This window comes from Nitrosospira sp. TNL200 (assembly GCF_055386305.1).
This window is the reverse complement of the sequence record NZ_AP041003.1, coordinates 2,181,735-2,205,256: the sequence shown is the minus strand read 5'-3', so window position 1 is coordinate 2,205,256 and position 23,522 is coordinate 2,181,735. Positions and strand designations below refer to the sequence as shown.

Here is a 23,522-nt window from a genome sequence, read left to right as displayed (position 1 = left end):
CGGGTAGCTTTCGCGCTGCCTGTCGCTTATCGGGGAAGCAGCGTTTATTCCCTAGATATGCTGGCCGTTGTCGAGCTTTTCCGGGACTAGGCGGTAGCCAAGCGCGTTCATGATCGAATTGACATTATCGAAGCGCGGATTCCCCTTACTAGACAATGCATGCTGAATGCCTTGGCGCGTCAACCCGGTCTCCTCGGCAATGTTGCTGATGCCTTTTACCTTGGCGATGATGCGCAAGGATGCCAGCAGGGAAGCCGAATCGTGATCCTCCGCATAGGCATCGAAAATCTCGTCAAGGTAGGGGTCGATTTCCTCGGGGTGGTTGCGGAAATACTCTTCCTCCACATCTCTGAATTGTCGGTATGTCCGTTTAGCCATGATCTTTGTACTCCTTCCAATACGCTTTCGCTGCTTGTATGTCTCGCTCCTGACTGGATTTGTCGCCGCCGCACAACAGAACGACGATGCAATCAGCCTCTTCGCCAAAATAGATCCGATAGCCCGGTCCAAAAAATATCCGAAGCTCTGAAACACCTTCGCCGACAGATCGGCAATCACCAAACAGACCTTGTTCCAGCCTGCCCACACGGTCAGGATGGAGCGACGTCCTTTCTGGTCACGCAGGCCATGGAGCCACTCCGTGAAAGGCTCTTTGCCTCTCGCATCCTGATAGACAATGACTGTTTTTGGTTCTGTAGGCTGCACTGTTTCCTCATCTTTTACCATAGCACATGCCAAATATATTTGGCAATAGATTTGTGAGGGTGTATTCCTCTTATGTGTATAGGGGAAAGCCTTCCCCCTGCTGCAACCGCAGCGTTACCGCGTTTTCCGGCACCCCCATCAACGGGGACACCCGTCATTCCCGTGGCGATCTGGATTCTGGCTTCTTCGACCGATGGCAGATTTTTTTCATCGGTAAGATGGGCAACGGCTAACCATGGATTCTGAACAGATGTTGCGAATGCTGTTCAACGCGAATATTGCCAAAACGATTCAATAAGCGACCGAATCGTGCAATTTTTTTCTCGATCTCCGCGATGGGGATCGGGGGAAAGCGGTGGTCGTGATAGGAAAGTCTGTTGGGGCCAGGGCGCCGCATGTTCAGGTTCGTGACAGCAGCCTTCAGCTTCGCGAACGCCCATCCCTGGGCACGGGTTCCCATGGGTGTTGCGGGGGGCTGGTTTTTGCCATAGCCGCTCTCTTCGAGGATATCGACAATGCGTTCGCAGGCCAGGCGCCCATTTTGGGCCGTCAGATAGTAATCGATGAGCGTCCTGCGTTCTTCGCCTCCGGGGGCGCCGAGCTTGCCTTCAAGAATTCGAGCCAGAGTGTCCTGCAATTCCGAAAAATTGAAGGACTGATAGCTTAGTTTGGTGGGCAGGCCCTGGAAGTCATAGTCATAGAATTCATTGAATGTGGAAAGATACGATATGGCCGGCACCTCAAGCGCATATGCCTCCAATCCGGTTGTACACCCGTTATGTATCATGGTTTTTGACGCCAGGAGCCAGGGAATGACGTTGCCTTCATGAATGACTTTCACCCGTTTGCAGTTTGCGGCAATATCGTTGTACACCTTGAAATTTTCGCTCGGGTGGGGGCGGACCACGATGGTCAGATGGGGAAAAGCCTGTTCGAGGGCCGGAATGAGCTGCTTGAAATCTTCGAGTATGGCGTGTTTATGATCCCACAGCCCTTCGGCAAATTCGCGGCTCACGCCAAGTCCGGACTGGCCGCGCCGGGATGTCTTGCGTCCGTCTTTTGCAGGCACGAACAGGCCAATATTGGGAATAAAGGGATTTACCTCGGTAAAATTGGTATTGATAAGAATGAAGTCCCCGTGAAGCTTGCGTAGTCTTTCCACTTCCGTATCGAAATAGGGACGCATTTCCGGCCGCAATATGTCGCCGCGTGGATTTCCCGTGATATGAATAGGCAGTTTTTCGGGCAGTTTCGGGTATTGGTGGAGCAAATCCACATTTTCCTGCCCCCAGGCAAATATGTGGGACACGTTACCGATCGTCGTGGGGGATAGCCGCAGCGAAAAATAGGTTTCAGCCGGAGGATGGACCAGGGCTTCTTCTTCCCATGCCACAATTTCATGCCCAAGCATGCGCAGAATCCTGAACATCGAATTGCTCAGGCTGCGCATGCTTTTCGCCAGGTACACGCCCCGTGGAAACGACGCCGCCTCGAAATGAACAAACGCACGGGAGCCGATGATCACCGGAAAGCCGCGCTCCGCGGCGACACAGGAGAGCAGGAGTTTTGCATCCAGTTCGCGGACCTGATTTTCAACCGGGATGATGAGGGTTGAAGGGCAATTTTTCATATTTTTCGAGAGACTCAGCTTGGTAATATTTTACTATTCATGCGATGCATGCCGGACAGGGATTCGGATGGATTCGTGGTTCACGGATGATCCGGGAGCTTCGAACTGGAAAGCTGGTGTGTTCGAGTTGTCCCCTGGCTGGCCGCAATCACGCGAATTCACTTCCGGACCTTGTCCCGCTTTCGCTTGCGCTTCCAGCAACGCTACGTAACGAGGTAATACATCCGGTCCTCCAGCATTGAGCATTTCATTGATGAAGCGCTGCCGGTGGTCCTCCACATAGAAGGAATCGCAACCGTTGGAAAGAAATCCGTCTATCTTTTTGTATACGTCATCCCGGCACCTCAATTCTGTCTCAGGCATGAAGTGGGCCAGCGCAGAACGGCCGGCATGCAGATAATCGGCTGCCAGTACCGGTTTTTTTGCTTTGACCGCTTCAAATACAACGGAGGTTGCGAGATCGATAATCACATCCGCCCAATTCATCAGGTGGATGGAATGTACATTTTCTTCCGCAACACTGACGTTTGGCATTTGACGCAATGAGGATTTAGCGGTCAGAGGCTGCCTCCAGCCACCGCGCGTATGAGGCTTGATGATCAATTTCACTCCGGGAAAAGCAGCGATCATCTCCACCACTTCGCTGACTTCTTCCCAAAATATGGTGAAGTCGCTCTTCCTCAGGAACATCACGATCTTGAGCCGGTTGCCCGAGTTGCCCGGGCTGGTTGGCGGCACGACAGGAGAAAATTGCGCGAGTTTGCTCAACCATTCGTCACAGTAGCGGGGAGAGCCCAGTATCGCGATTGACTGATCATCTAAAAACGGCTGGAAGCGGCGGGCGCACAATACATTGGGTACCACAAGTTTGTCAAATATCCGCGCAGCAGCGAATAAAGCATCCGGCTCGAGGATCCATTCACCGTGACGTATCAGTTGATTGACATGCGGGCTATCCCCATGCGGCAATGATACCGCGCTAAAGCCCATGGCGCGCGCGGTGGATACGACCATTTCCACCCATTCCAGGGAAACCGGCGAATCCCTGGTAATCCAGTCGAAAACGACCACGCCCTCGCCAATACCTGTGAAACTCCGTTCCAGCAAACGCCTGGCGGTGCTCCGCCAGACCGGTTCACGCTTTCTGGCATCATATGCATTGGCCAGTATATTGATAAATGGCCCGATGAACGTACGGCGCAAAGTACCGATCAAGAGCAGTATCTGCAAGCGCCATTTCAGAAATTCGAGCAGCGGCAATAGATCGTGAATAGGCGCAATTCGCACCCTGCCGAGCTTATTCAGGAATTTTATACGGTAGTCGTGGCGAAATTTCGGGTTGCCAACCAGGATGACATCACATTGATGTCCCGACTCAATCCACTTCGAAATGACCGGGGTAATGTGGTCTATATCATTATAATGGCGAAGGAAAAAAAGCGCTTTCATACAGGAAGTCCGCTGAACGCTTCTACTGGCTGTCCGGCCAGCACACACTGGCAGACATGAGCTGCAAAGACTTTAGCGGAGTGGCTCAGGCGATCAACCAGTTTCCATTCAAGCAAAACTCAAGCTTCAGCTTATTAAAGGGTCCAAGCGGTTCCTCCTGCAGCTCGAAATAATGAATATCTCCGATCGGGTCATGCTGATAGGCCCAGTTCCGGCGTAGATATGATTTCAGGAAGCGGGCATTAGCGGTTCGGCCATCTATCAGAATGAGCGTGCCCGGCTCGAAGAAAAACTCGAATCTCAAAATATCTGCGGACATCGGCATTCTTGCCTTGCTGTTAAACGAGAAGCCGTTTATCTCCTGCGTAGTGGCGAATTGGGAAGGACCATCGAGATAAATGAAGTCGGGGGAGATGTTGGGCAGCCTGGTATATATGCTTGCAATTCTGTTGTCGTGAATCAAAACCTCGACAGAGCTGCGGGAGACAGTAGCAAACGTTTGAAGTTCCGGTCCGAGTCTTGATTGCGTGATCTCCAGGAAACGCTGTTCTTCTTCAACTGCATATACATGAAAGGGGTTGTCGCTGCGTATGGATTTACTGGCCCACATGCCAAAATGTTCGTGAAGTATGCGCATTGCATCGGCGAGGATTGCTGTGCTGTAGCCGCTGCCCAGCTCGAGAATGTTGATTGCTTTACGGCTTAACGCGATCCAGTGAAGGCGGCATAGATCGCCGTATTGGGGTTCAAAAGGCTTTTCTTCGAACGCAGAGACGCATTTTTCGAGCATGGAGTTCCTGCTCTCCAGCCGATCTGCTTCCAGCGTCTTGCATACGGTTCGCAGGGAGAATAAATCGACATATTCCTCGACCTGTTCCGAATCCTGAAAACATGGCAGTGAAAATCTTTTTAATGTGTCCTCGACGGCCTGAAACGATGATGACAAGCCAGTATCGGAAATCTTGCGCTGGCTGGCGAAGGTGGCTATGGACATGGGGTATTTGCTTATCCTTGTGATGGAATGACTTGCGTAACCAGGCTCTCGCCATCGATCCATTGAAGAGAGCCGCGATTATCCGCCAATGTATCGTGCATGACATCCATTAAAAAAGTATAAGAAGGGGATTCTGACGCAACGATGTCGGAATGATTACAAATCTGTAATGTTCGGAGGCTGGCACGGAACCGGCAACGATATGATTGATCTATGTCTGCAAACAGTGTTTGTTTACACAATCGAGCCGGATTCAGGTTAAGGAAGCGCTGAATAAATCTCCGCTGGCGCGTTGCTGGTAAAATCGGGATGATCATAAGGCGCGCGACGCAGGTCGTAGCCGGGACTACGATGCCAAGGAGCGCAACGCCATGAGAACCCGATTTTACCCCAACCCTTATGGGGCGGGGATTTGCGAGCGGTCTGCCTTGTCAGGCTCCTGGCGAAGGAGCGCCCCAGAGCGTCGCCCGAGGGGCCCCGCAGAGCGGGGATCGGGCAGCGGAGGGGATGCTTCGACCGCACCTCAGTATTGTTGGGGCGCAGGCATCCCGCTACGGGGTCGCATCTTCCTTTCGGAAAACACTGCTCCGCCCTGCGCGGTCGCACCATTCGCGTCGTCGCCTTTCGCGCATCCCATCCTGCAAAGCCGCCGCCGCGCCAGCGGAGATTTATTCAGCGCTTCCTTAAAGAGAACCCAGGCGCCCAGTGAAGGGGAGCGGGAGAGCGCGAAGCGGGATCAGGGATGGATCTGGAAGCGCAAAAATCCGGGATGAGCGGGTTTCGATTGCAGGGGAAGGCGATGAGGCGCCATGAGGACCGCTATGCCGGAAAGAAAACCTGCACGGAAGTGCCTTCGCCAATGGCGCTTTTTATTCCGATCCTGCCACCGTGGAGGTTCACAATGGATTTCACGATGGCCAGTCCCAGTCCGGCGTCATCTGTTTTAGGATTGCGGGAAGGGCTGATCTGGTAAAACCGGTCGAAGATTCTGGACAAATGTTCCTGCGCGATTCCTGTCCCGCTATCGCAGCAGGTAACTTCGACCCCGTTGTCCACATCCTGGATGGAAAACACAATTTTCCCGCCGCTCGGAGTGTAGCGCAGGGAGTTCGAGAGCAGGTTGCTGATGACTCTTTGAAAAAGAACGGGATCGGCGTCCATCACTCCATCTCCGGCGCACGTTACCGGTACTTTCCGCTCCGCGGCCAATGCCTCATAAAAATTGATGACTTTTGTGATTTCCGTACGCACGTCGATCCGGCTGCGGGCAAGCATCGCCTGCGCGCTCTCGGCCCTGGCCAGGAACAGCAGGCTGTCCATCATGCGTGACAGGCGCTCATACTCCTCGAGGCTGGACGCAAGAATTTCGCGATACTCCTGCTCCTCCCGAGGCTTGGAAAGCGCTACTTCCGCTTCTCCCCGCAGATTATTGATCGGGGTGCGCAGTTCATGCGCCAGATCAGCCGAAAACCGGGAAAGGCGATCGAACGAATCCTCCAGCCGATCCAGCATGCCGTCGAATGCCCGCGCCAGCGACACAAGCTCCCGAGGCCACTCTGCCGCGCCAATGCGCTCATGCAGCTGGTTTGCGGTGACGCGCTCAGCGGCTTTGGCGATATCGACCAGCGGTTTCATGCCGCGCCGCGCTATCACGGCTCCCATGGCTGCGGATGCCAAAATGCCGATCAACAGGATAGCCGCCAGATAGCGCTCGTACTGGCTCATCAATATCTCTTCATTGGTCTCATCGAGTGCTACCTGGATTTGCCGTGTGGATCCGCCGGCATCATCGCGTCCTGCCTGGGCGGCAATTAGCTGATAAGTTTTATTGCTGGCGGAAAGCCATCTTTTTGTTTTGCCTTTTGAGCGGCCCGCACTGGGGAATACGGCGGATGGAATCTCCTGATCCATTCCTGGAGCTTCATAAAGCGTAAGCCCCGATTCGTCCAGGATGCGGCTGTAGGTATGATATTGGGAATTGGTAAATCCTACATTTTCCAGGTCGATTTCATTTTTCAGAGCTTCCTTGCTACCTGTGCGCAAGATGCGATCGAGGACTTCGATGCGGCTGTTGAGAAACTCCTCATCCTCTTTTTCCAGCGTCGCAATGAGAACCCAGTACAGGAATCCCGAAGCAAAGATGAGCATGGTGGAGGCCGACAGCGTATAAAGCCAGGTCAGCCGCCAGGTAATCGACCAGTACGATTGGCCGGGGGCGGTCTTAACCTGGCCGAGACTATCGGTCTTCAAATACGTACCCCACGCCCCGCACGGTATGGATCAATTTTTTTTTGAATGGGTCATCAACCTTGCTGCGTAATCGGCGTATCGCCACGTCGATGACATTGGTATCGCTGTCGAAATTGATGTCCCAGATCTGTTCGGCAATCAGCGTGCGGGACAAAATCTCTCCCTCGCGCCGCGCCAGCAGCGATAGAAGCGCGAATTCCTTGGATGTGAGATCGAGGCGGCTGCCGCCGCGGCTTGCCCTCTGGCGCACGAACTCGATCTCCAGATCGGCAACTTGCAAGGTTTCATTATGCCGTTGCGGGGTACGCCGCAATAGCAGGCGAACCCTGGCCAGCAATTCGGAAAATGCAAAAGGCTTGATCAGGTAGTCATCCGCGCCGAGTTCCAGTCCTTTGACCCGATCGGGCACCATATCCCTGGCAGTGAGGAAAAGCACAGGCATCTTCCTTCCCGCCCGGCGCAGCGTCTCCAGAATGGACCAGCCGTCCCGGCCGGGCAGCATGACGTCGAGGATGATTAAATCGTAATCGATATCGAGCGCCAGAAGCAGTCCCTCATCGCCATTTCCCGAGGTGTCGACAACGTATCCCGATTCGGTTAATCCTTTTCTGACGAAGGAGGCGGTTTTTTCTTCGTCTTCGATAATCAGGATATGCATAAATTGAAGTAAAGCCGCAATAGTCAATAGTCACTATGGACTAATCCGAGAGCTGATCTCTGACACATTAATTGTAATGCGTGTCAGGTAAGAATTGTAGCGTGCGTCAGGTAAGCACAGCGATCCCTCGGCTAACCTTGAGACGCACTCCCATTCTTGAAGCGAACTCACAAGCTGGAGGATTTCTCCATGTATGTCAAAAAGATTGCTGTATTATTTTCAGTTTCATTTGCACTGGTGGCATCCCGCGGCATATACGCCGGGGAGCATAGCGAGCATCATTTTCCTTCGGAACATCGAGTGCGGCACGTGTTGCTGATAAGCGTGGACGGGATGCACGCAATCGATGTCGAGAATTACATCCAGAAAAATCCGGGCTCGACTCTGGCGGCATTGACCCAGCATGGCGTGCGCTACACCAACGCTTCCACGTCGAAGCCATCTGACTCGTTTCCCGGTTTATTGGCGCTGGTGACGGGCGGGTCGCCGAACTCGACGGGCGTTTTTTACGACAACAGCTATGATCGCACTTTCTTTGCGCCGGGCAAATGCGGCGGTACTCCAGGAAGTGAAGTTGTGCTCGACGAATCGATCGATAACAGCACGAATGATGGTATTGATCCAGCCAGGCTCCCTTTGGGCCCTGACTGCAAGCCGGTGTTTCCACACCAGTTCGTGCGGGTGAACACGATTTTTGAAGTCATCAGGGATCATGGCGGCCGCACAGCATGGGCGGATAAGCATCCCGCTTACGATCTGGTGAATGGACCATCCGGGAAAGGCGTGGATGATCTGTATACCCCGGAGATAACGATTCCCAATGGCCTCGATGCAACCACCAGCGTCGTGACGACTGTTGCAAACGACAATCTCAAGGTCAATGCCATAATCAACGAGGTTCGCGGCTTCGATCACACGGGGAAAAAACAGGTTGGCCGGCCGATTATTCTTGGAATGAATTTCCAGGCGGTGAGCGTGGGGCAGAAAATTGCATCGGACAACGATCCGCGTCCGCAAGCCAGCCTGAAAGGCAAGCGTGGCGGCTATCTCGATGCATCAGCCACGCCATCCGAGGTGTTGACGTTTGGGCTGGACCAGACGGATGCTTCACTGGGCAAGATAGTCAATGCACTGAAAGAAGAAGGAATCTACAATTCGACTCTGGTTATTGTCAGCGCCAAGCACGGCCAGGGGCCTATCGATCCGGCCAAAGTGAAAAAAACCGGTAATCTGGAAAACAAAGTCAGCCCGGCAATCGCCGACGCATTCGCCAAAATTACCGAAGATGATGTCGCGCTTATCTGGTTGAAGGACCAAAGCCAGACCCGGACTGTGGCTGATTACCTGCGTGCCAACCAGCAGGCGCTTGACATCCAGGATGTGCTCGCCGGCGACTTGTTAAGACTCAGGTTCAACAATCCTATGCATGACAGCCGAACGCCCGATATCATGGTGCTGCCGACTCCCGGCGCCATATACACGGCATCGAAGAAGAAAATCGCCGAGCATGGCGGCTTCAGCAATGATGACACCAACGTAGCGCTTATCGTGTCGCACCCCGGCCTGGGAAGGAAGATAGTCAAATCGCCGGTTGAGACCACGCAAGTCGCTCCCACGATTCTTGAAGCGTTAGGCATAGATCCCGAGGAACTGCTGGCCGTTCGCAAGGAGAAGACTACTCCCCTGCCAGCACTTCGTGGCGTTGATGATCAGGATTCATAATTTCCCATAAAATTCCTGAAATAGTCGAAGGACCCGCACTCGGGAAAGCATACCTGCCTCATACGCGAGCTAGCCTCAACGCGCCCACCACGCGAGCCGCCTCTTGGGCCCGATGTGGTGGGGCGTCTTTATGGATCATGGTTCCAAGCCAAAAAAAGCGATCAACTGCCGGATTCATGGGTTGATAACGCTATCGATGTCATTTACACTTTACCTTATTGAGCGAGGCATTTTCTTTCTTCGAATCAATAACTCAGGCGAGGAGATATGATGACGGCCGATCAGATTGTCGATACCGCGGTTGAGCTTGGCGAACGGAATTCATGGGAAGCCGTGCGGCTGAATGATGTGGCGGCGCTGCTGGGCATTACGCTGGACGATGTGCGCGCGCACTTCCGTGAAAAGGAAGACATCGTCGATGCATGGTTCGAGCGTGCCGACGCCGCCATGCTGCGGGCGGCGCAAGGCCCCGATTTTGCTTATCTGAATCCACGCCAGCGCTTGCATCGCTTGATCATGACTTGGCTTGGCGCCCTTTATCCCTATCGCAAGACGACGCGCCAGATGATCTACGGCAAGCTTGAGCCGGGACACATTCACATCCAGATACCGGGCCTCATGCGCATCAGCCGCACGGTTCAGTGGATGCGGGAGGCCGCGGGCCGCAATGCCACCTATATCCGGCGCGCGCTGGAAGAGACTGCGCTGACCAGCATTTACCTTGCGACGTTCGTGCACTGGATGAACGACAGTTCCTCCGGTTCGGCCGGGACAGGCCGATTTCTGGACCGGTGCCTCGCCATCGCGGAAAACGCGGACCACATGGTGTTCACCCGGCGCGGCGTTGCGGATAACGGGAGCGAAGAAAACGCGGCTCATAGCACTTGATGCCCGGCTTCCCGGATACGATCCTTCCATTCATGGCCTTCGGCGCGCCCGGCATGATCCGGGCAGCGTGACCCGGCAAGGGAGAATCCTGGCCGGGTGGCGCCATGGGAGTGGATAGTGTAGCTGGCCATATGCAATCCAGGCGCTATCAAAAAGTTCCAGCCAGAGTCAGGCAATGAACGGCATTCCGCGGCCCTATGTAGCCTGTGTACCCTGTGCAGCATGGGGCTGCCGTTGCAGCCTGGTGAATCCCGCAATGTATTTTTGGTCTTCCGCATGGATACCCTGACCCATGCCTTAAGCGGCGCCCTGGCGGCACGTGCCATTGCGCCAGCAATGCCTCGCCCCGATGAGCTGAAGCCGCGGGACCGCATGATCTATGGCGCCATCGCGGCGGCGTTTCCCGATAGCGACATCCTGCTGCGCCTGTTTGGTTCCCTTGTTTATATCGACCTGCATCGCGGCGTCACCCATTCGATCATCCTGCTGCCTCTCTGGGCGTTGCTGCTGGCGTGGCTGCTTTCACGATTTTCGCGCCACCGTTATTCCTGGCGGGCGATTTATGGCACTGCTGCGCTTGGCATTGGCATCCATATCGCAGGCGATGTGATAACCGCATATGGGACGATGATATTCGCTCCTTTTTCCCACTATCGCGTTGCGTTCCCCTTCACCTTCATAATCGATCCCTATTTTACCGGCATCATCGCATTGGGATTGGTGGCGGCGCTGCTTAAGCGTGGGAGGCGCTACCCGGCTGTCATATCCATGCTCGTTCTGGCGTCCTATGTCGGGTTTCAGGCGTTTCTCCACTCCCGCGCCGTTGAAATTGGCGAGGCCCATGCCGAGGCGCATGCCGCCGGCGGGGAGCCGGCCACGGTTTACGCCATTCCCCAGCCGCTATCGCCTTTCTACTGGAAGATCATCATCAGCCGCGGCGAGGATTACGAAGTCGCATCCATCAACCTGTGGGACACGGCGGATGAGGCCGGAAAGCAAAGCCGCCTCAGTCCGGGAATCATGGGCATGTGGAACAGGATAGCCGCGGGTTACGAGCCGGCTTCGGCGGTGCGATGGCAACATTACAGCCGCTTCGGGGCTGCGCAGGCGCAAAGTGCGCTGGCGCGCGAGGCCTGGGGACAGGAGATTTTTTTACGCTTCCGCGAATTTGCGCAATTTCCTTTTTTAAACTATATCGAGACCAGAGGCAGCGAAGTATGCGTCCGGTTTGCGGATTTGCGTTTTACCGTTCCTTCCCTTTCTCCTTCCCTCGGATTTGGCGTATGCCACGATGCCGGCACAGGCATCTGGCGGCTTGAACAGGATTGAGAATGAAATCTGTTTTGTCATGGCTCCGCCGAATGCTGCTTTCGGTATCGGCAGGGCGCCGCTGACATCCTGCACTGATCCGGGGGCATCCTGGCTCCTCGGTTTTTCTTCTTTTTTCTTTCCCTTCTTTCCTTTCCCCTTGCCTGAATGTTTCCCATCCCTTGGTTTGGGATAACGCCACAAAGTTGACGCCGATCAAGGTTTTGTTTCCTCCCGCGCCCTACGATTCGATACCGGATAAGAAAGTCCGATTATCTTGAAATGTAATCGATCCGGCCAGGAAGACGGTGTCCGGTGAGATCGGATAGCTGGCAGGAATAATTTACGGTTAAACGCTATTGATGATCCTGAATCCGGCAGTTGACCGCACATTTTTAGGATGGTCGGCCGATGATCAAGTGGGGAGAATATGAATAGCAAGCAGCCATCAACCATCATGGCTTCAATGGCGGTCGCGCTTTATTCCGGGATGGGGATGGCGGCGGCTGATCCGCACCAGTTAAACCTGCCCGAGCCGCAGACGATCATAGCCAGGCAGATATACGACCAGCATACATTGGCGTTATGGGTATGCCTGGCGATATTCATCGTTGTGTTTGGGGCCATGTTTTATTCGGTGCTCAAGCATCGGAAAGACGCGGGGTACAAGGCTGCGAACTTTCATCACAGCACCACGGTAGAGATCATCTGGACCACGATCCCGTTTTTGATTCTGATCGGGATGGCCTACCCCGCCACCAAGACCGTGATCGCCATGAAGGACGCCTCGGGCGCGGACATCACCATCAAGACCACGGGGTATCAATGGAAATGGGGATATGACTACATCACGGGCGAAGGCGAAGGCATCAGTTTCCTGAGCGCGCTGGCCACGCCCCAGGAACAGATCCGGAATGCCGCGCCCAAGGGAGAGAACTATCTTCTGGAAGTGGACAATCCCCTGGTGGTGCCCGTAGGCAAGAAGGTTCGCATACTCCTGACCGCCAACGACGTCATCCACGCCTGGTGGGTACCCGCCCTGGGCTCCAAGCAGGACGCCATACCTGGCTACGTTCGCGACACCTGGTTCACGGCCGACAAGCCTGGGACCTACCGCGGGCAGTGCGCCGAACTGTGCGGCAAGGAACACGGCTTCATGCCCATTGTTGTGGAAGTGGTGGAACAGGACAAGTACGCCCAGTGGGTGGACCAGCAGAAGAAGAAGAGCGCTGCGGCCACGGTAGACCCCAACAAGGTATTCACCCTGGATGAATTGAAGGCCGAGGGCGAGAAAGTCTATGGCGCCAACTGCGTGGCCTGCCACCAGGCCAACGGCAAGGGCATCCCTGGCACGTTTGCCGCCCTGGATGGATCGAAGGTAGCCACCGGGCCGAAGGCGGATCACCTCAACATTGTAATGAACGGAAAGACTGGCACAGCAATGGCTGCATTCAAGCACTTGTCGGACGTACAAATCGCGGCGGTGGTCACCTACGAGCGCAACTCCTGGGGCAACACGACAGGAGACGTAGTGCAGCCATCAGAAATCAACGGACTCAGAAAATAGCATCAAGGAGGAAAAAATGGTGGCTGCGGGCACGCTCTTTGTTGCCCGGGCCGCCGATATTTCTGATTCGCTCCGCCGCCGGCTGGCGATCAGGGATCGATCACATCGTACATTCATTTAAAAGAGCATCGAGGAGAGAGCTATGGCAGTAGTACAAGACGACATCGCGGATGGTACGCATGGACATGCCCACGATCATCATCCCACCGGGATGATGCGCTGGCTGACCACCACCAACCACAAGGACATCGGCACCATGTACCTGTGGTTCAGTTTCATGATGTTCCTGACCGGAGGCGTGATGGCGCTGACGATCCGCGCCGAGCTGTTCCAGCCGGGCATACAGATCGTCAATCCCGAGTTCTTCAACCAGTTGACCACCATGCATGGCCTGGTGATGGTGTTTGGCGCCATCATGCCGGCTTTCGTCGGCTTTGCGAACTGGCAGATCCCGATGATGATCGGCGCGCCGGACATGGCGTTCGCGCGCATGAACAACTGGAGCTTCTGGCTGCTGCCCCCGGCGGCGCTGCTGCTGATCGGTTCATTCTTCGCTCCGGGCGGCGCGCCCGCGGGAGGCTGGACTTTCTACCCCCCATTATCGGTACAAATGGGAATAGGCATGGACATGATGATCTTCGCCGTGCACATCCTCGGCGCTTCATCCATCATGGGGTCGATCAACATCATCACCACGATACTGAACATGCGCGCGCCGGGCATGACGCTGATGAAGATGCCGCTGTTCGTCTGGACCTGGCTCATCACCGCCTACCTCCTGGTGCTGGTGATGCCGGTGCTGGCAGGCGTCGTTACCATGCTGCTGACCGACCGTAATTTCGGCACCAACTTCTTCAATGCGGCGGGCGGCGGCGATCCGGTCATGTTCCAGCACATCTTCTGGTTCTTCGGCCATCCGGAAGTCTATATCATGATCCTGCCGTCGTTCGGCATCGTCTCCGAGATCATCCCGACCTTCGCGCGCAAGCCGCTCTTCGGGTATTCCTCGATGGTGTACGCGACCGCGTCGATTGCCATCCTGTCATGCATCGTATGGGCGCATCACATGTTCACCGCCGGCATGCCGGTCACCGGTCAGCTGTTTTTCATGTATGGCACGATGCTGATTGCCGTGCCCACGGGAGTGAAGGTGTTCAACTGGACCGCCACCATGTGGCGCGGCTCCATGACCTTCGAGACACCGATGCTGTTTTCCATTGGATTCATTTTCCTGTTTGTCATCGGCGGCTTCAGCGGCGTGGTCTGCGCCATCGTGCCGATCGACGTCCAGGTGCAGGATACTTACTATGTCATCGCGCACTTCCATTACGTGCTGGTGTCGGGCTCCCTTTTCGCGATATTTGCCGGGACATACTACTGGCTGCCGAAATGGACCGGGCACATGTATGACGAGACCCTGGGCAAAACGCACTTCTGGCTGTCGATGTTCTTCTTCAACCTGGCCTTCTTCGTGCAGCACTTCCTGGGACTGGCGGGCATGCCGCGCCGTATTCCGGATTATGCGCTGCAGTTCGCGGACTTCAACATGATCTCGAGCATCGGGGCGTTCGGTTTCGGCACGACTCAGTTGCTGTTCCTTTACATCGTGCTGAAGTGCATCCGTGGAGGCGAGAAAGCGCCGGAAAAACCATGGGAAGGGGCAAAAACACTGGAGTGGACGCTGCCGTCGCCGGCACCCTACCATACCTTCGAAAAACCTCCCGTTGTCGAATAAGACGCTGACAAAGGAGCGGACCATGGCACAGAATATGCATCTGTCAAAAAATATGGACATGCCGCGGAACAGTGATGCAACCGAACGGTCAGAGCTGGAGAGGAGGCAGGGGGCCATCAGGACGGCACTGTTTCTGCTGGCCCTCTCCCTGGCGGTGCAGGTGGTGGTCCCATATCTGTGGTTCTAGCGAGGCCGTGACCATGCGCATGCGATCGATACTGTCGAGGAGGAGATTGAAGTGAGCCAGGAAGCAGGCCATCGCTATTACGTTCCAGCCCCATCGACATATCCCATTACCGGGTCGATAGCGCTGCTGTTCATGGGTTTTGGCGCCGCGTTTTCAGTCAACCGGCTTCCGCTGGGCTACGGCCTGCTGACGATCGGCTTTGCCATTCTCTTCTACATGATATTCGTCTGGTTCCGCACCGTGGCGCGCGAGAGCGAGAGCGGCAAGTTCAACAAGCAGGTGGACAAATCGTTCCGCTGGGGGATGAGCTGGTTCATCTTCTCCGAAGTCATGTTTTTTGCGGCCTTCTTCGGCGCGCTCTACTACATGCGCGCATTTTCCATTCCCTGGCTCTCCGACATGGAGCACAAGCTGTTGTGGCCGGACTTCACCGGGGAATGGCCCACGGCGGGTCCGGGCATCAAGGAGAAGTTCATGCCCATGGGGCCCTGGGGGCTGCCCGCGATCAACACCCTGATCCTGCTGACATCGGGCGTGACCGTGACCTGGGCGCACTGGGCGCTCAAGCTGAACAAGCGTGGCCAGCTCAAGCTGGGCCTGTTCCTGACCTTTGCCTTGGGATTCCTGTTCGTGGGCCTGCAGGCGTATGAATACGGCCATGCCTACTCGGATCTCAACCTCAAGCTCACCACCGGGGCATATGGCGCGTCATTCTTCATGCTGACCGGATTTCACGGCTTCCACGTGACCCTGGGCTCGATCATGCTGGTGGTCATCTATTGTCGGGTGCTGGCGGGGCACTTCACGCCCGAGAATCATTTCGGCTTTGAAGGCGTCGCCTGGTACTGGCACTTCGTGGACGTGGTGTGGCTGGGATTGTTCATCTTCGTCTACTGGCTGATATAAAGCGGAATAAAGTGGAAACATCCGGACAATAACCTGCGATGATTTTGTCCCGCACCACCCAATACGCCATCCAGGCGCTGATTTACATGGCCACGCAACCAGCCGGGGTCGCGGTATTGAACCGCACCATCGCGGAACACCTGAAGTCGCCGCCGACTTATCTGGCGAAGATTTTGCAGGAATTATGCAAAGGTAATCTGCTATATTCCTTCCGTGGCAAACAGGGCGGTTTTTGCCTGCGGGAAAGCAGCGCTGAAATCAACCTGATGCAGATCGTGGAACTCACGGAAGGCTCGGGATTCACGGAAGAGTGCGTGCTGGGACTCAAGGTTTGCAGTGAAAAGACGGCTTGTCCGCTGCATTCCCGATGGTGGCCGATCAAGCAGGAGATAGTCAGGCTGCTGCAGCACCAGACCCTGGAAATGCTTGCAGCGGGCGTGACGAGCGGCGAATATCAGTTAACGGATATGCCCTGCGCCCTGCTGGCCGGGCTGCCTGCGAAGGATGGCGTGAAAGCGGCAACAAGCCAGCAAATCTACTTGAACGAATGGTGAATGAAGGGTGAATGATATGTCGGAAGTATCGAAAAGAGCGCCGGTCGCGGAAGTCCCTGCAAGCGTGCCCCAGGATTGCAGAAATTGCGGCGCGTACAAGCTGTGCATGTCGCTCTGGCTGAAGAGCGGCGATGCGTCGCTGCTCGATCGGGTGGTGAAAAGGAAACAGGTGCTCAAGCGCGGAGAAACCCTCTATCGCATGGGACAGTCCGTCGAGTATCTGTATGTCATTCGTGGTGGATCGGTCAAGACGTGCATCACTACCGAGGATGGACAGGTTCAGATAATAGGCTTTCATATAGCGGGAGAATTGCTGGGGCTGGAGGATATGGAAGCGCGGGAACACAACTGCGAGGCACGGGCGACCGGACTGACTTCCGTTTGCGAAGTGTCCATCGACCGCTTTGAAGAACTGACCAGGAAGGATTCAGCCATCCAACACGAGATATTCAAGATCCTGAGCATGGAGGTTCGCCATGCGCAGGAACTGGCGCTGCTGCTTGGCAAGCACAACGCCGAAGAGCGCCTGGCGGCTTTCCTGCTCAGCCTTTCAAAGCAGTTTGCGCAGCGCCATTGCTCGGCCAATGAATTCGACCTGAGCATGTCCCGCAGCGATATCGGAAACTATCTGGGAATTGCCGAAGAAACGGTGTGCCGGGTATTCGCGCGCTTTCAGCACAGCGGACTTATCAGCAGCGACTACCGTCACGTCAAGCTCAACGATCTGGAGCGCCTGCAGCAGCTCGCTCATCATCGCCTTCCTGGGGAATCGCGGAGGACAGACATCGGCCGCCCCATGCTTCTGGCTGCGGCCAAGGCCTGATTCCGTTCCCGCATTCCAGCCGGATCCACTGTTCCCGTTGAACCCATCTCCCAGGCGGACACGGTTCTTCATCCCTGTTCATATCTGTTCGGCCACGCTGGACTGATCCATTTCCGAAGAAATCCACTCCCTCCCGTTCGAGGCCCAGGGCGTTCCTGTACAAGTCTTCCGGGATTCCCCGAGTATCTTTCGGCGAGGCAAAGCTATTGCTTGCCCAAAGATAACCGCCAGCAAGATGATATTGGTCAGGGTTCTCCCGCGCGTTGCGCAATATGATGATCAACGCAAACCGGATAGTGATGTTGCAATAAGCGCAGACAGCATTCGTCCTTTGCTTTCGATCAATCCAGGAGAATTCATGAAAAAATCACTCATTTTCATCGCTGCTCTGGCGGCATTCAGCGGCTCCGCCTACGCGGCAGTCAACATCAATACGGCGACCCAGGAAGAGCTCCAGACCCTTAAGGGCATCACTGCTGCCAAGGCGAAGGCCATCATCGATTATCGTTCCAAAGCCGGGTCATTCAAATCGCCTGACGACCTGGAGAAGGTCGAAGGCGTCAACGCGCGTTTCGTAGATATGCAGCAGCTCCGAAAAGATATCACCCTGACAGGACCCACCATTGTCAGAAAGGAGAGTCAACCCGCAGGCAAGTAGGCCGCTTGCCGGCGCATAAATATGTTTCATTCATGCCGCCGGCGCTGCTGAGAATCAGCGAGGGAGCAAATACATTTTCCGAGAAATTCGAGGGTAGACATCGTGATCAGGATTCATTTCTTATCGCCTCGTGATTTATCCAGCCAGGGACTGCGGACTTCGTGGACTTATTGGCAGAAAACCGCCGGTTATTTTCATGGCATAGTCGCTGCGAGCGCCGTTTCGATGGCCGGGAACGCTGGCAAAGATGAAAAAAAACAAGACCGGCATCGCGAGAGAGCGTCAGTCCGGTGTGGCTGTTCTGGCTGTTCTCCTGGCTGTGACAGCAAAGCTTCCTTTCACTCGTGCTGGGAGCAAGTAGATAAGGCTCATCCTATCCGCGAGCTTGCGCAGGGTGGGTGGAGCAAAGCGTAACCCATCATTTCCTGGTGCTGGATAGATGTTTTCTGATGGGTTGCGTTTCACTCCACCCATCCTACCGTTGCTACAGTTGCTCACTGCACGGCCTGCCCCTTTCAGGGGGCAGGCCGCCTTGCGCAGCCTGGCCGCCGTATCCGGTATCTGATATCTGGCAGGGCTGGGCTGTTCCGGGTTCCTTCCCCTCAATTTTTACTCCATCCAGTCCTTGATTGCCCCCGCGGCGGCAATTTCCCGTTATGCCAAGGCGCATGGAAGATGACATGCGTCAGGTTCTTTTTCTCCAGTGCGCCATATCATCCATTAGCGGATATAAAAATCCGATTGTCTTGAATAGGCGGCCGATCTGCTAGTTACAATGGAGGAAAACAGTGAAACGTGATTCTGAAAAGATGCGCCAGGCTGGCGGTGTGAGCGCTGCTCTGCTCGCCCTTGCCATGACGATGATCGCGTGGCCGGCACTGGCCGGGGATGCAAGAACAGAAGCGCTGGAGCAGTCGCTGAAACAACTGGAAGCAAGCATGCAAGCCATCCGGAACGAGCTGAACCAGTTGAAATCGGAGTCCGCTCGCGATACGCAGAAACTGATGAAAATCGAGGAAAGATCGGTTTCCGTGGAAAAACGGCAGGCGGCGGAAGCGCAGAAAGTGGCCAAACTGGAAGACGCCGCGGCAACAGTGGAAAGGCAGCCGGAGAGCAAGATGCACATGCTGTTTTTCCGTGGCGGTTTTGCGCACAGCGATCACCTGCGTAATGGTGTATCCATACAAAGCAGCGGTCTTGGAGGTCCGGGGGGTCAAGCGGGCAGGGATGCCTGGTATATCGGAGCCGGTTTTGATTTTAACCTGACCAACGATGCCTGGGGGGCGTTACCCAGGACCAGCGTCATGTCGGAGGTGATGTTCGAATACAAGGAATTCGGCTCGAAGGTGAGGGGCAACGCGCTTCCCGCACCGGGGGCCGGGGTAAACGTCAGCCAGTTCACATTGACGGCGTCGCCGAAGATCAAGTTTCTCGAAGGCTCCAGATTCAGGCCCTGGATCATTCCCGCGGGCCTTGGCATCCATGTGATCAGTCCGCCGTCCGAATCCATTACCGTCCTGATTCCGGGAGTCATGTTCGGCGCCGGGGCCGATTATCGAATCTGGAAAGACTTCTTCGTGGGCGTCGATGCCCGCTATCATCTGACCAGCGGCAGAACGGACGGTGTCAAGATCGACGGCGTGACCGCCGGCGGATATCTCGGAATTGGTTTTTAACTCAAGGAAGCGCTGAACGAGAGAGCTTTTGCCGGTCCTGACACTTGAATGACATCATGGAATGGTATATTTCCGGGTCTGTCGAAACAGGCGGGGCCGGCGCAGCGCGAGGCGCATCCTCCGCCGTTATTTTTTGAACCAATTGCCAGCTATTCCGTCCATGCGTGTTGCGGGCGCACTTTAAGGAAGCGCTGAATAAATCTCCGCCGGCGCGGCGGTGGCTTTGCGGGATGGGGTGCGCGAAAGGCGACGACGCGAATGGTTGATCCCCTTCGCTAGGAGCCTGACAAGGCAGACCGCTCGCAAAGCCCCGTCCCATACGGGTTGCGGTAAAATCGGGCGCTCATGGCGTTGCGCTCCTTGGCATCGTAGTCCAAGCTACGACCTGCGTCGCACGCCTTATGATCATCCCGATTTTACCAGCAACGCGCTCAACGAGGATTTATTCAGCGCTTCCTTAAGGTCCAGCAACGCGCTCAGCGAGGATTTGTTCAGCGCTTCCTTGCGACTACCTGATATAATCCCGCGCTTTTCCGTACCGACCGAGGTTTCCGATGCTTCGTCCCATTCGCAATATCGCCATTATCGCCCATGTCGACCATGGCAAGACCACCCTGGTCGACAAGCTGCTGCATCAGGCAGGTTCTTTCGCGGCTCACCAGCACATCGCGGAGCGCGTGATGGACTCAAACGATATCGAGCGCGAACGGGGCATCACCATTCTTGCCAAGAACTGCGCGGTCGACTACCAAGGGGTGCATATCAACATCGTGGATACGCCGGGCCATGCGGACTTTGGCGGGGAGGTGGAGCGCGTTCTTTCCATGGTGGATGGCGTCCTGTTGCTGGTGGACGCGGTCGAGGGCCCGATGCCGCAGACACGGTTCGTAACCAAGAAGGCGCTGGCCCTGGGGCTGCGTCCTATCGTGGTCGTCAACAAGGTGGATCGCCCCGGCGCCCGCCCGGACTGGGTAATCAATCATACTTTCGATTTGTTCGACAAGCTGGGTGCGAACGAGGAGCAGCTGGACTTTCCCGTGGTCTATGCCTCGGCGCTCAATGGCTATGCCATGCTGGACCTGAAACAACCGGGTCTGGACATGCGCCCTTTGTTCGATACAGTGCTCAAGCATGTTCGCGCTCCGGAGGGAAATCCCGACGAGCCGCTGCAGTTGCAGATCAGCGCGCTGGACTACTCCAGTTTTGTCGGCCGCATCGGCATCGGCCGCATCAGCCGCGGCAGGCTCAAGCCGGGGCAGGAAATCATGGTCCTCGCCGGCGCTGCCGCTCCGAAGAAGGCGAGAGTCAACCAGGTGCTGGGTTTCCGCGGTATCGAGCGGGTGCAGCTCGATGAGGCGCTCGCTGGCGACATCGTACTGATCAACGGCATCGAGGAGCTCGGTATCGGCTTCACGCTGGCCGACATCGATCAGCCGGAGGCATTGCCCATGCCTGCCGTGGACGAGCCCACGCTGACCATGAATTTCCAGGTGAATACCTCGCCTTTTGCGGGCAAGGAAGGAAAGTTCGTGACCAGCAGGCAGTTGCGCGAGCGGCTGGAAAAAGAGCTGCTCACTAATGTGGCCATGAAGCTTGAAGAAACAGCCGATACCGACTCCTTCCTCGTTTCCGGGCGAGGCGAACTGCATCTCACCATTTTGCTGGAAAGCATGAGGCGCGAAGGTTATGAACTGGCGGTCTCGCGCCCCCATGTGGTGATACGGGAGGTGGATGGCGAAAAGTGCGAGCCGTTCGAGATGCTGACCGTGGATGTGGACGAGGCCCACCAGGGCGCGGTGATGGAAGCGCTGGGCGCGCGGCGCGGCGACTTGCAGGACATGGTTTCGGACGGGCGAGGGCGGGTGAGGCTGGACTACCGCATTCCCGCAAGGGGCCTGATCGGCTTTCAATCCGATTTCATGACCATGACGCGCGGCATGGGCCTCATGAGCCATGTGTTCGACGAATATGCGCCCATGCGGCCGGAAATCGCGGCACGGCGCAACGGCGTGCTGATTTCCGCCGAGCAGGGCGAGGCGGTAGCCTACGCGCTGTGGAAACTGCAGGAGCGCGGGCGCATGTTCGTGAATCCGGGGGACCGCCTGTACGAAGGCATGGTAATCGGCATTCATAGCCGGGACAACGACCTGGTGGTCAATCCCATCAAGGGAAAGCAGTTGACCAACATCCGTGCGTCGGGAACGGATGAAGCCGTGACGCTGACTCCTCCGATCCAGCTTACGCTGGAATCCGCGGTTGAGTTCATCGCCGATGACGAACTGGTTGAGATCACTCCCAAAACCATTCGCATACGCAAGCGTTTCCTGCAGGAGCATGAACGCAAAAGAGCCGCGCGCGCGGCTGCCTGAAGCCGCCTTTCGCCTGAGCATATCGCTCCGCCCAGCCCCTCGGCGCCGATGATGGAAAAGACGCTGTGGTATATTGCCGATCCCATGTGCTCCTGGTGCTGGGGCTTTTCGCCAGTGATCGAGAAAACCCGGCTGGAATATGCAGGGAAGGTGAAATTCGAATTGCTGCTGGGGGGATTGCGGCCGGGCACGAAAATTCCCTTGCCGGCGGCGCAGCGTGAGGAAATTCTGGGACACTGGCAGGCCGTCCATCGCACCACCGGGCAACCATTCCGCTTCGAGGGAGCGATGCCGGAAGGATTCATTTACGATACGGAACCGGCCAGCCGCGCCGTGATCGCGGTTTCCCTGCTGGATGGAGAAATGGTTTTTCCTTTCTTCAGGCAGGTGCAATCGGCTTTTTACGCGGAGCAGCAAAACGTGACGGCTCCAGATGTGCTGGGGCGGCTGGCTGGCGCTGCGGGGCTGGATGAACAGCGTTTCCTGCAGGTTTTCGGGTCGGATGCGGCCCGAAGCAGGACGCTGGAAAATTTCCAGGAAGCGCGCGGAAGGGGTGTGGGCGGTTTTCCTGCAGTGATGATGCAGGGTCCTCAAAGGTATGCGGGATATGCGTTGCTTGTGCGAGGCTATTGCCCTTATGAAACACTCCGTTCCCGTCTCGATGCATGGCTGGCGGGGGTAGCGGTATAGGGATGGATGAAAGACCAGGCAAACAACGAGGGGAGTGCTGGCAGGGGAATCAGGAATGCATAAAATTCTTTCGGCTCTTTGCATTTCAACCGCCATAGCCATAGGCATGCCTTTATCTGCTTTCGCCGAAAAGCCGGCATGGGCTGGCAACGGCGGCAAGCATGGCCATTCCGAGGCAAAAGGAAACCAAGGGAACCAGGGCAGGGGTGGTCAGCATGGGTCCGGCCGGACCAACCGGAATTCCGGGCAAGACTGGAATAATCAAGCTGGCAACCGCTACCCCGGTGCAGGGAGTTATCCAGCCCGGAATTTCAACTTCGACAGCCGCCAGCGGACCATCATCCGCGATTATTTCGCGCCGCGCTTCCAGAGCGGCCGCTGTCCGCCCGGTTTGGCAAAAAAATACAATGGCTGCATGCCGCCGGGCCAGGCAAAGAAATGGGCCATAGGCTATCCTTTGCCTCGCAATGTGGTTTTTTATGACCTGCCTCCGCCCCTGCTTGCGCAATTGGGGTATCCGGGCCCCGGATACCGTTATGTGCGGGTTGCGGCGGATATCCTGCTGATTGCTGCCGGAACCGGAATGGTTCTAGCGGCGATGGGGGATTTGAACGCCATGTAGCCCATATCGGGCGTTTCACGTGCTCGGTCCTCGCTGTGGCCTTTGTTGCGCGCCTTACGCCCATTCCGGTCATCCCGATTTTACCGGCAACGCGTTCAACGAGGAGTGTTTCGTTTTTCTCGATTTTTCCC

Annotated in this window: 21 protein-coding genes; 14 read left to right on the top strand and 7 right to left on the bottom strand. The window is 55.9% G+C overall.

Going from position 1 to position 23,522, the window contains the following annotated elements; all coding sequences use genetic code 11:
* Nucleotides 1–51: 51 nt before the first annotated feature.
* From ACZ5CE_RS09905 to ACZ5CE_RS09880, 6 genes are all read right to left on the bottom strand, one after another.
* A complete protein-coding gene (locus tag ACZ5CE_RS09905) occupies nucleotides 52–726 on the bottom strand; it encodes an addiction module antidote protein (RefSeq protein WP_464574742.1) in 675 nt (224 codons plus the stop codon).
* Between the two features lie 208 nt (nucleotides 727–934).
* The gene (locus tag ACZ5CE_RS09900; protein ID WP_464574741.1) at nucleotides 935–2,335 is read right to left on the bottom strand and encodes a surface carbohydrate biosynthesis protein; all 1,401 of its coding nucleotides are present in this window, start codon (nucleotides 2,333–2,335) and stop codon (nucleotides 935–937) included.
* 33 nt (nucleotides 2,336–2,368) lie between these two features.
* Nucleotides 2,369–3,784, bottom strand: coding sequence for a hypothetical protein (locus ACZ5CE_RS09895; RefSeq protein WP_464574740.1), 1,416 nt, complete (start codon nucleotides 3,782–3,784; stop codon nucleotides 2,369–2,371).
* A gap of 85 nt (nucleotides 3,785–3,869) precedes the next feature.
* Nucleotides 3,870–4,778, bottom strand: coding sequence for a hypothetical protein (locus ACZ5CE_RS09890; protein WP_464574739.1), 909 nt, complete (start codon nucleotides 4,776–4,778; stop codon nucleotides 3,870–3,872).
* Nucleotides 4,779–5,597: 819 nt separating this feature from the next.
* Entirely contained in the window at nucleotides 5,598–7,028 is a 1,431-nt protein-coding gene (locus ACZ5CE_RS09885; protein WP_464574738.1) for a heavy metal sensor histidine kinase, read from the bottom strand.
* The gene (locus tag ACZ5CE_RS09880) at nucleotides 7,015–7,686 is read right to left on the bottom strand and encodes a heavy metal response regulator transcription factor (RefSeq protein WP_464574737.1); all 672 of its coding nucleotides are present in this window, start codon (nucleotides 7,684–7,686) and stop codon (nucleotides 7,015–7,017) included. The genes ACZ5CE_RS09885 and ACZ5CE_RS09880 overlap by 14 nt, the downstream gene beginning before the upstream one ends.
* Before the next feature lie 189 nt (nucleotides 7,687–7,875).
* Here ACZ5CE_RS09880 and ACZ5CE_RS09875 point away from each other — a divergent pair, with 189 nt between their 5' ends.
* Nucleotides 7,876–9,408, top strand: a complete 1,533-nt coding sequence (locus tag ACZ5CE_RS09875; protein WP_464574736.1) for an alkaline phosphatase family protein — start codon at nucleotides 7,876–7,878, stop codon at nucleotides 9,406–9,408.
* A 267-nt stretch (nucleotides 9,409–9,675) separates the two neighbouring features.
* A complete protein-coding gene (locus ACZ5CE_RS09870) occupies nucleotides 9,676–10,296 on the top strand; it encodes a TetR/AcrR family transcriptional regulator (RefSeq protein WP_464574735.1) in 621 nt (206 codons plus the stop codon).
* On the opposite strand, the gene ACZ5CE_RS09865 is transcribed toward ACZ5CE_RS09870, so the two are convergent.
* Nucleotides 10,284–10,427, bottom strand: a complete 144-nt coding sequence (locus ACZ5CE_RS09865; RefSeq protein WP_464574734.1) for a hypothetical protein — start codon at nucleotides 10,425–10,427, stop codon at nucleotides 10,284–10,286. The two genes, ACZ5CE_RS09870 and ACZ5CE_RS09865, sit on opposite strands and share 13 nt — an antisense overlap.
* Before the next feature lie 145 nt (nucleotides 10,428–10,572).
* On the opposite strand from ACZ5CE_RS09865, the gene ACZ5CE_RS09860 reads away from it, so the two are divergent.
* The 12 genes from ACZ5CE_RS09860 (at nucleotide 10,573) to ACZ5CE_RS09805 (ending at nucleotide 23,391) form a co-directional block, all read left to right on the top strand.
* Complete coding sequence (locus tag ACZ5CE_RS09860) at nucleotides 10,573–11,625, top strand: metal-dependent hydrolase (RefSeq protein ID WP_464574733.1); 1,053 nt, start codon at nucleotides 10,573–10,575, stop codon at nucleotides 11,623–11,625.
* 445 nt (nucleotides 11,626–12,070) lie between these two features.
* Nucleotides 12,071–13,171: a cytochrome c oxidase subunit II gene (coxB, locus tag ACZ5CE_RS09855; RefSeq protein WP_464577477.1), complete on the top strand. Its 1,101-nt coding sequence runs from the start codon at nucleotides 12,071–12,073 to the stop codon at nucleotides 13,169–13,171.
* 142 nt (nucleotides 13,172–13,313) lie between these two features.
* Nucleotides 13,314–14,906, top strand: coding sequence for a cytochrome c oxidase subunit I (gene ctaD / locus ACZ5CE_RS09850; RefSeq protein WP_464574732.1), 1,593 nt, complete (start codon nucleotides 13,314–13,316; stop codon nucleotides 14,904–14,906).
* Nucleotides 14,907–14,928: 22 nt separating this feature from the next.
* A complete protein-coding gene (locus ACZ5CE_RS09845) occupies nucleotides 14,929–15,093 on the top strand; it encodes a hypothetical protein (RefSeq protein ID WP_464574731.1) in 165 nt (54 codons plus the stop codon).
* Nucleotides 15,094–15,144: 51 nt separating this feature from the next.
* Complete coding sequence (locus tag ACZ5CE_RS09840) at nucleotides 15,145–15,999, top strand: cytochrome c oxidase subunit 3 (RefSeq protein WP_464574730.1); 855 nt, start codon at nucleotides 15,145–15,147, stop codon at nucleotides 15,997–15,999.
* A 38-nt stretch (nucleotides 16,000–16,037) separates the two neighbouring features.
* Complete coding sequence (locus ACZ5CE_RS09835; protein WP_464574729.1) at nucleotides 16,038–16,553, top strand: RrF2 family transcriptional regulator; 516 nt, start codon at nucleotides 16,038–16,040, stop codon at nucleotides 16,551–16,553.
* Nucleotides 16,554–16,569: 16 nt separating this feature from the next.
* The gene (locus ACZ5CE_RS09830; protein WP_464574728.1) at nucleotides 16,570–17,376 is read left to right on the top strand and encodes a helix-turn-helix domain-containing protein; all 807 of its coding nucleotides are present in this window, start codon (nucleotides 16,570–16,572) and stop codon (nucleotides 17,374–17,376) included.
* 358 nt (nucleotides 17,377–17,734) lie between these two features.
* The gene (locus ACZ5CE_RS09825; RefSeq protein WP_464574727.1) at nucleotides 17,735–18,034 is read left to right on the top strand and encodes a ComEA family DNA-binding protein; all 300 of its coding nucleotides are present in this window, start codon (nucleotides 17,735–17,737) and stop codon (nucleotides 18,032–18,034) included.
* Nucleotides 18,035–18,888: 854 nt separating this feature from the next.
* Nucleotides 18,889–19,710 carry a porin family protein gene (locus ACZ5CE_RS09820; protein ID WP_464577476.1) on the top strand — a complete coding sequence of 274 codons (822 nt, stop codon included), beginning with the start codon at nucleotides 18,889–18,891 and terminating at the stop codon, nucleotides 19,708–19,710.
* Between the two features lie 554 nt (nucleotides 19,711–20,264).
* Nucleotides 20,265–22,079, top strand: coding sequence for a translational GTPase TypA (typA, locus tag ACZ5CE_RS09815; RefSeq protein WP_464574726.1), 1,815 nt, complete (start codon nucleotides 20,265–20,267; stop codon nucleotides 22,077–22,079).
* Between the two features lie 48 nt (nucleotides 22,080–22,127).
* Entirely contained in the window at nucleotides 22,128–22,769 is a 642-nt protein-coding gene (locus tag ACZ5CE_RS09810; RefSeq protein WP_464574725.1) for a DsbA family protein, read from the top strand.
* A 55-nt stretch (nucleotides 22,770–22,824) separates the two neighbouring features.
* Nucleotides 22,825–23,391 (top strand): hypothetical protein, encoded by a 567-nt coding sequence (locus tag ACZ5CE_RS09805; protein ID WP_464574724.1) that lies wholly within the window; start codon nucleotides 22,825–22,827, stop codon nucleotides 23,389–23,391.
* The last annotated feature ends 131 nt before the right edge of the window (nucleotides 23,392–23,522 follow it).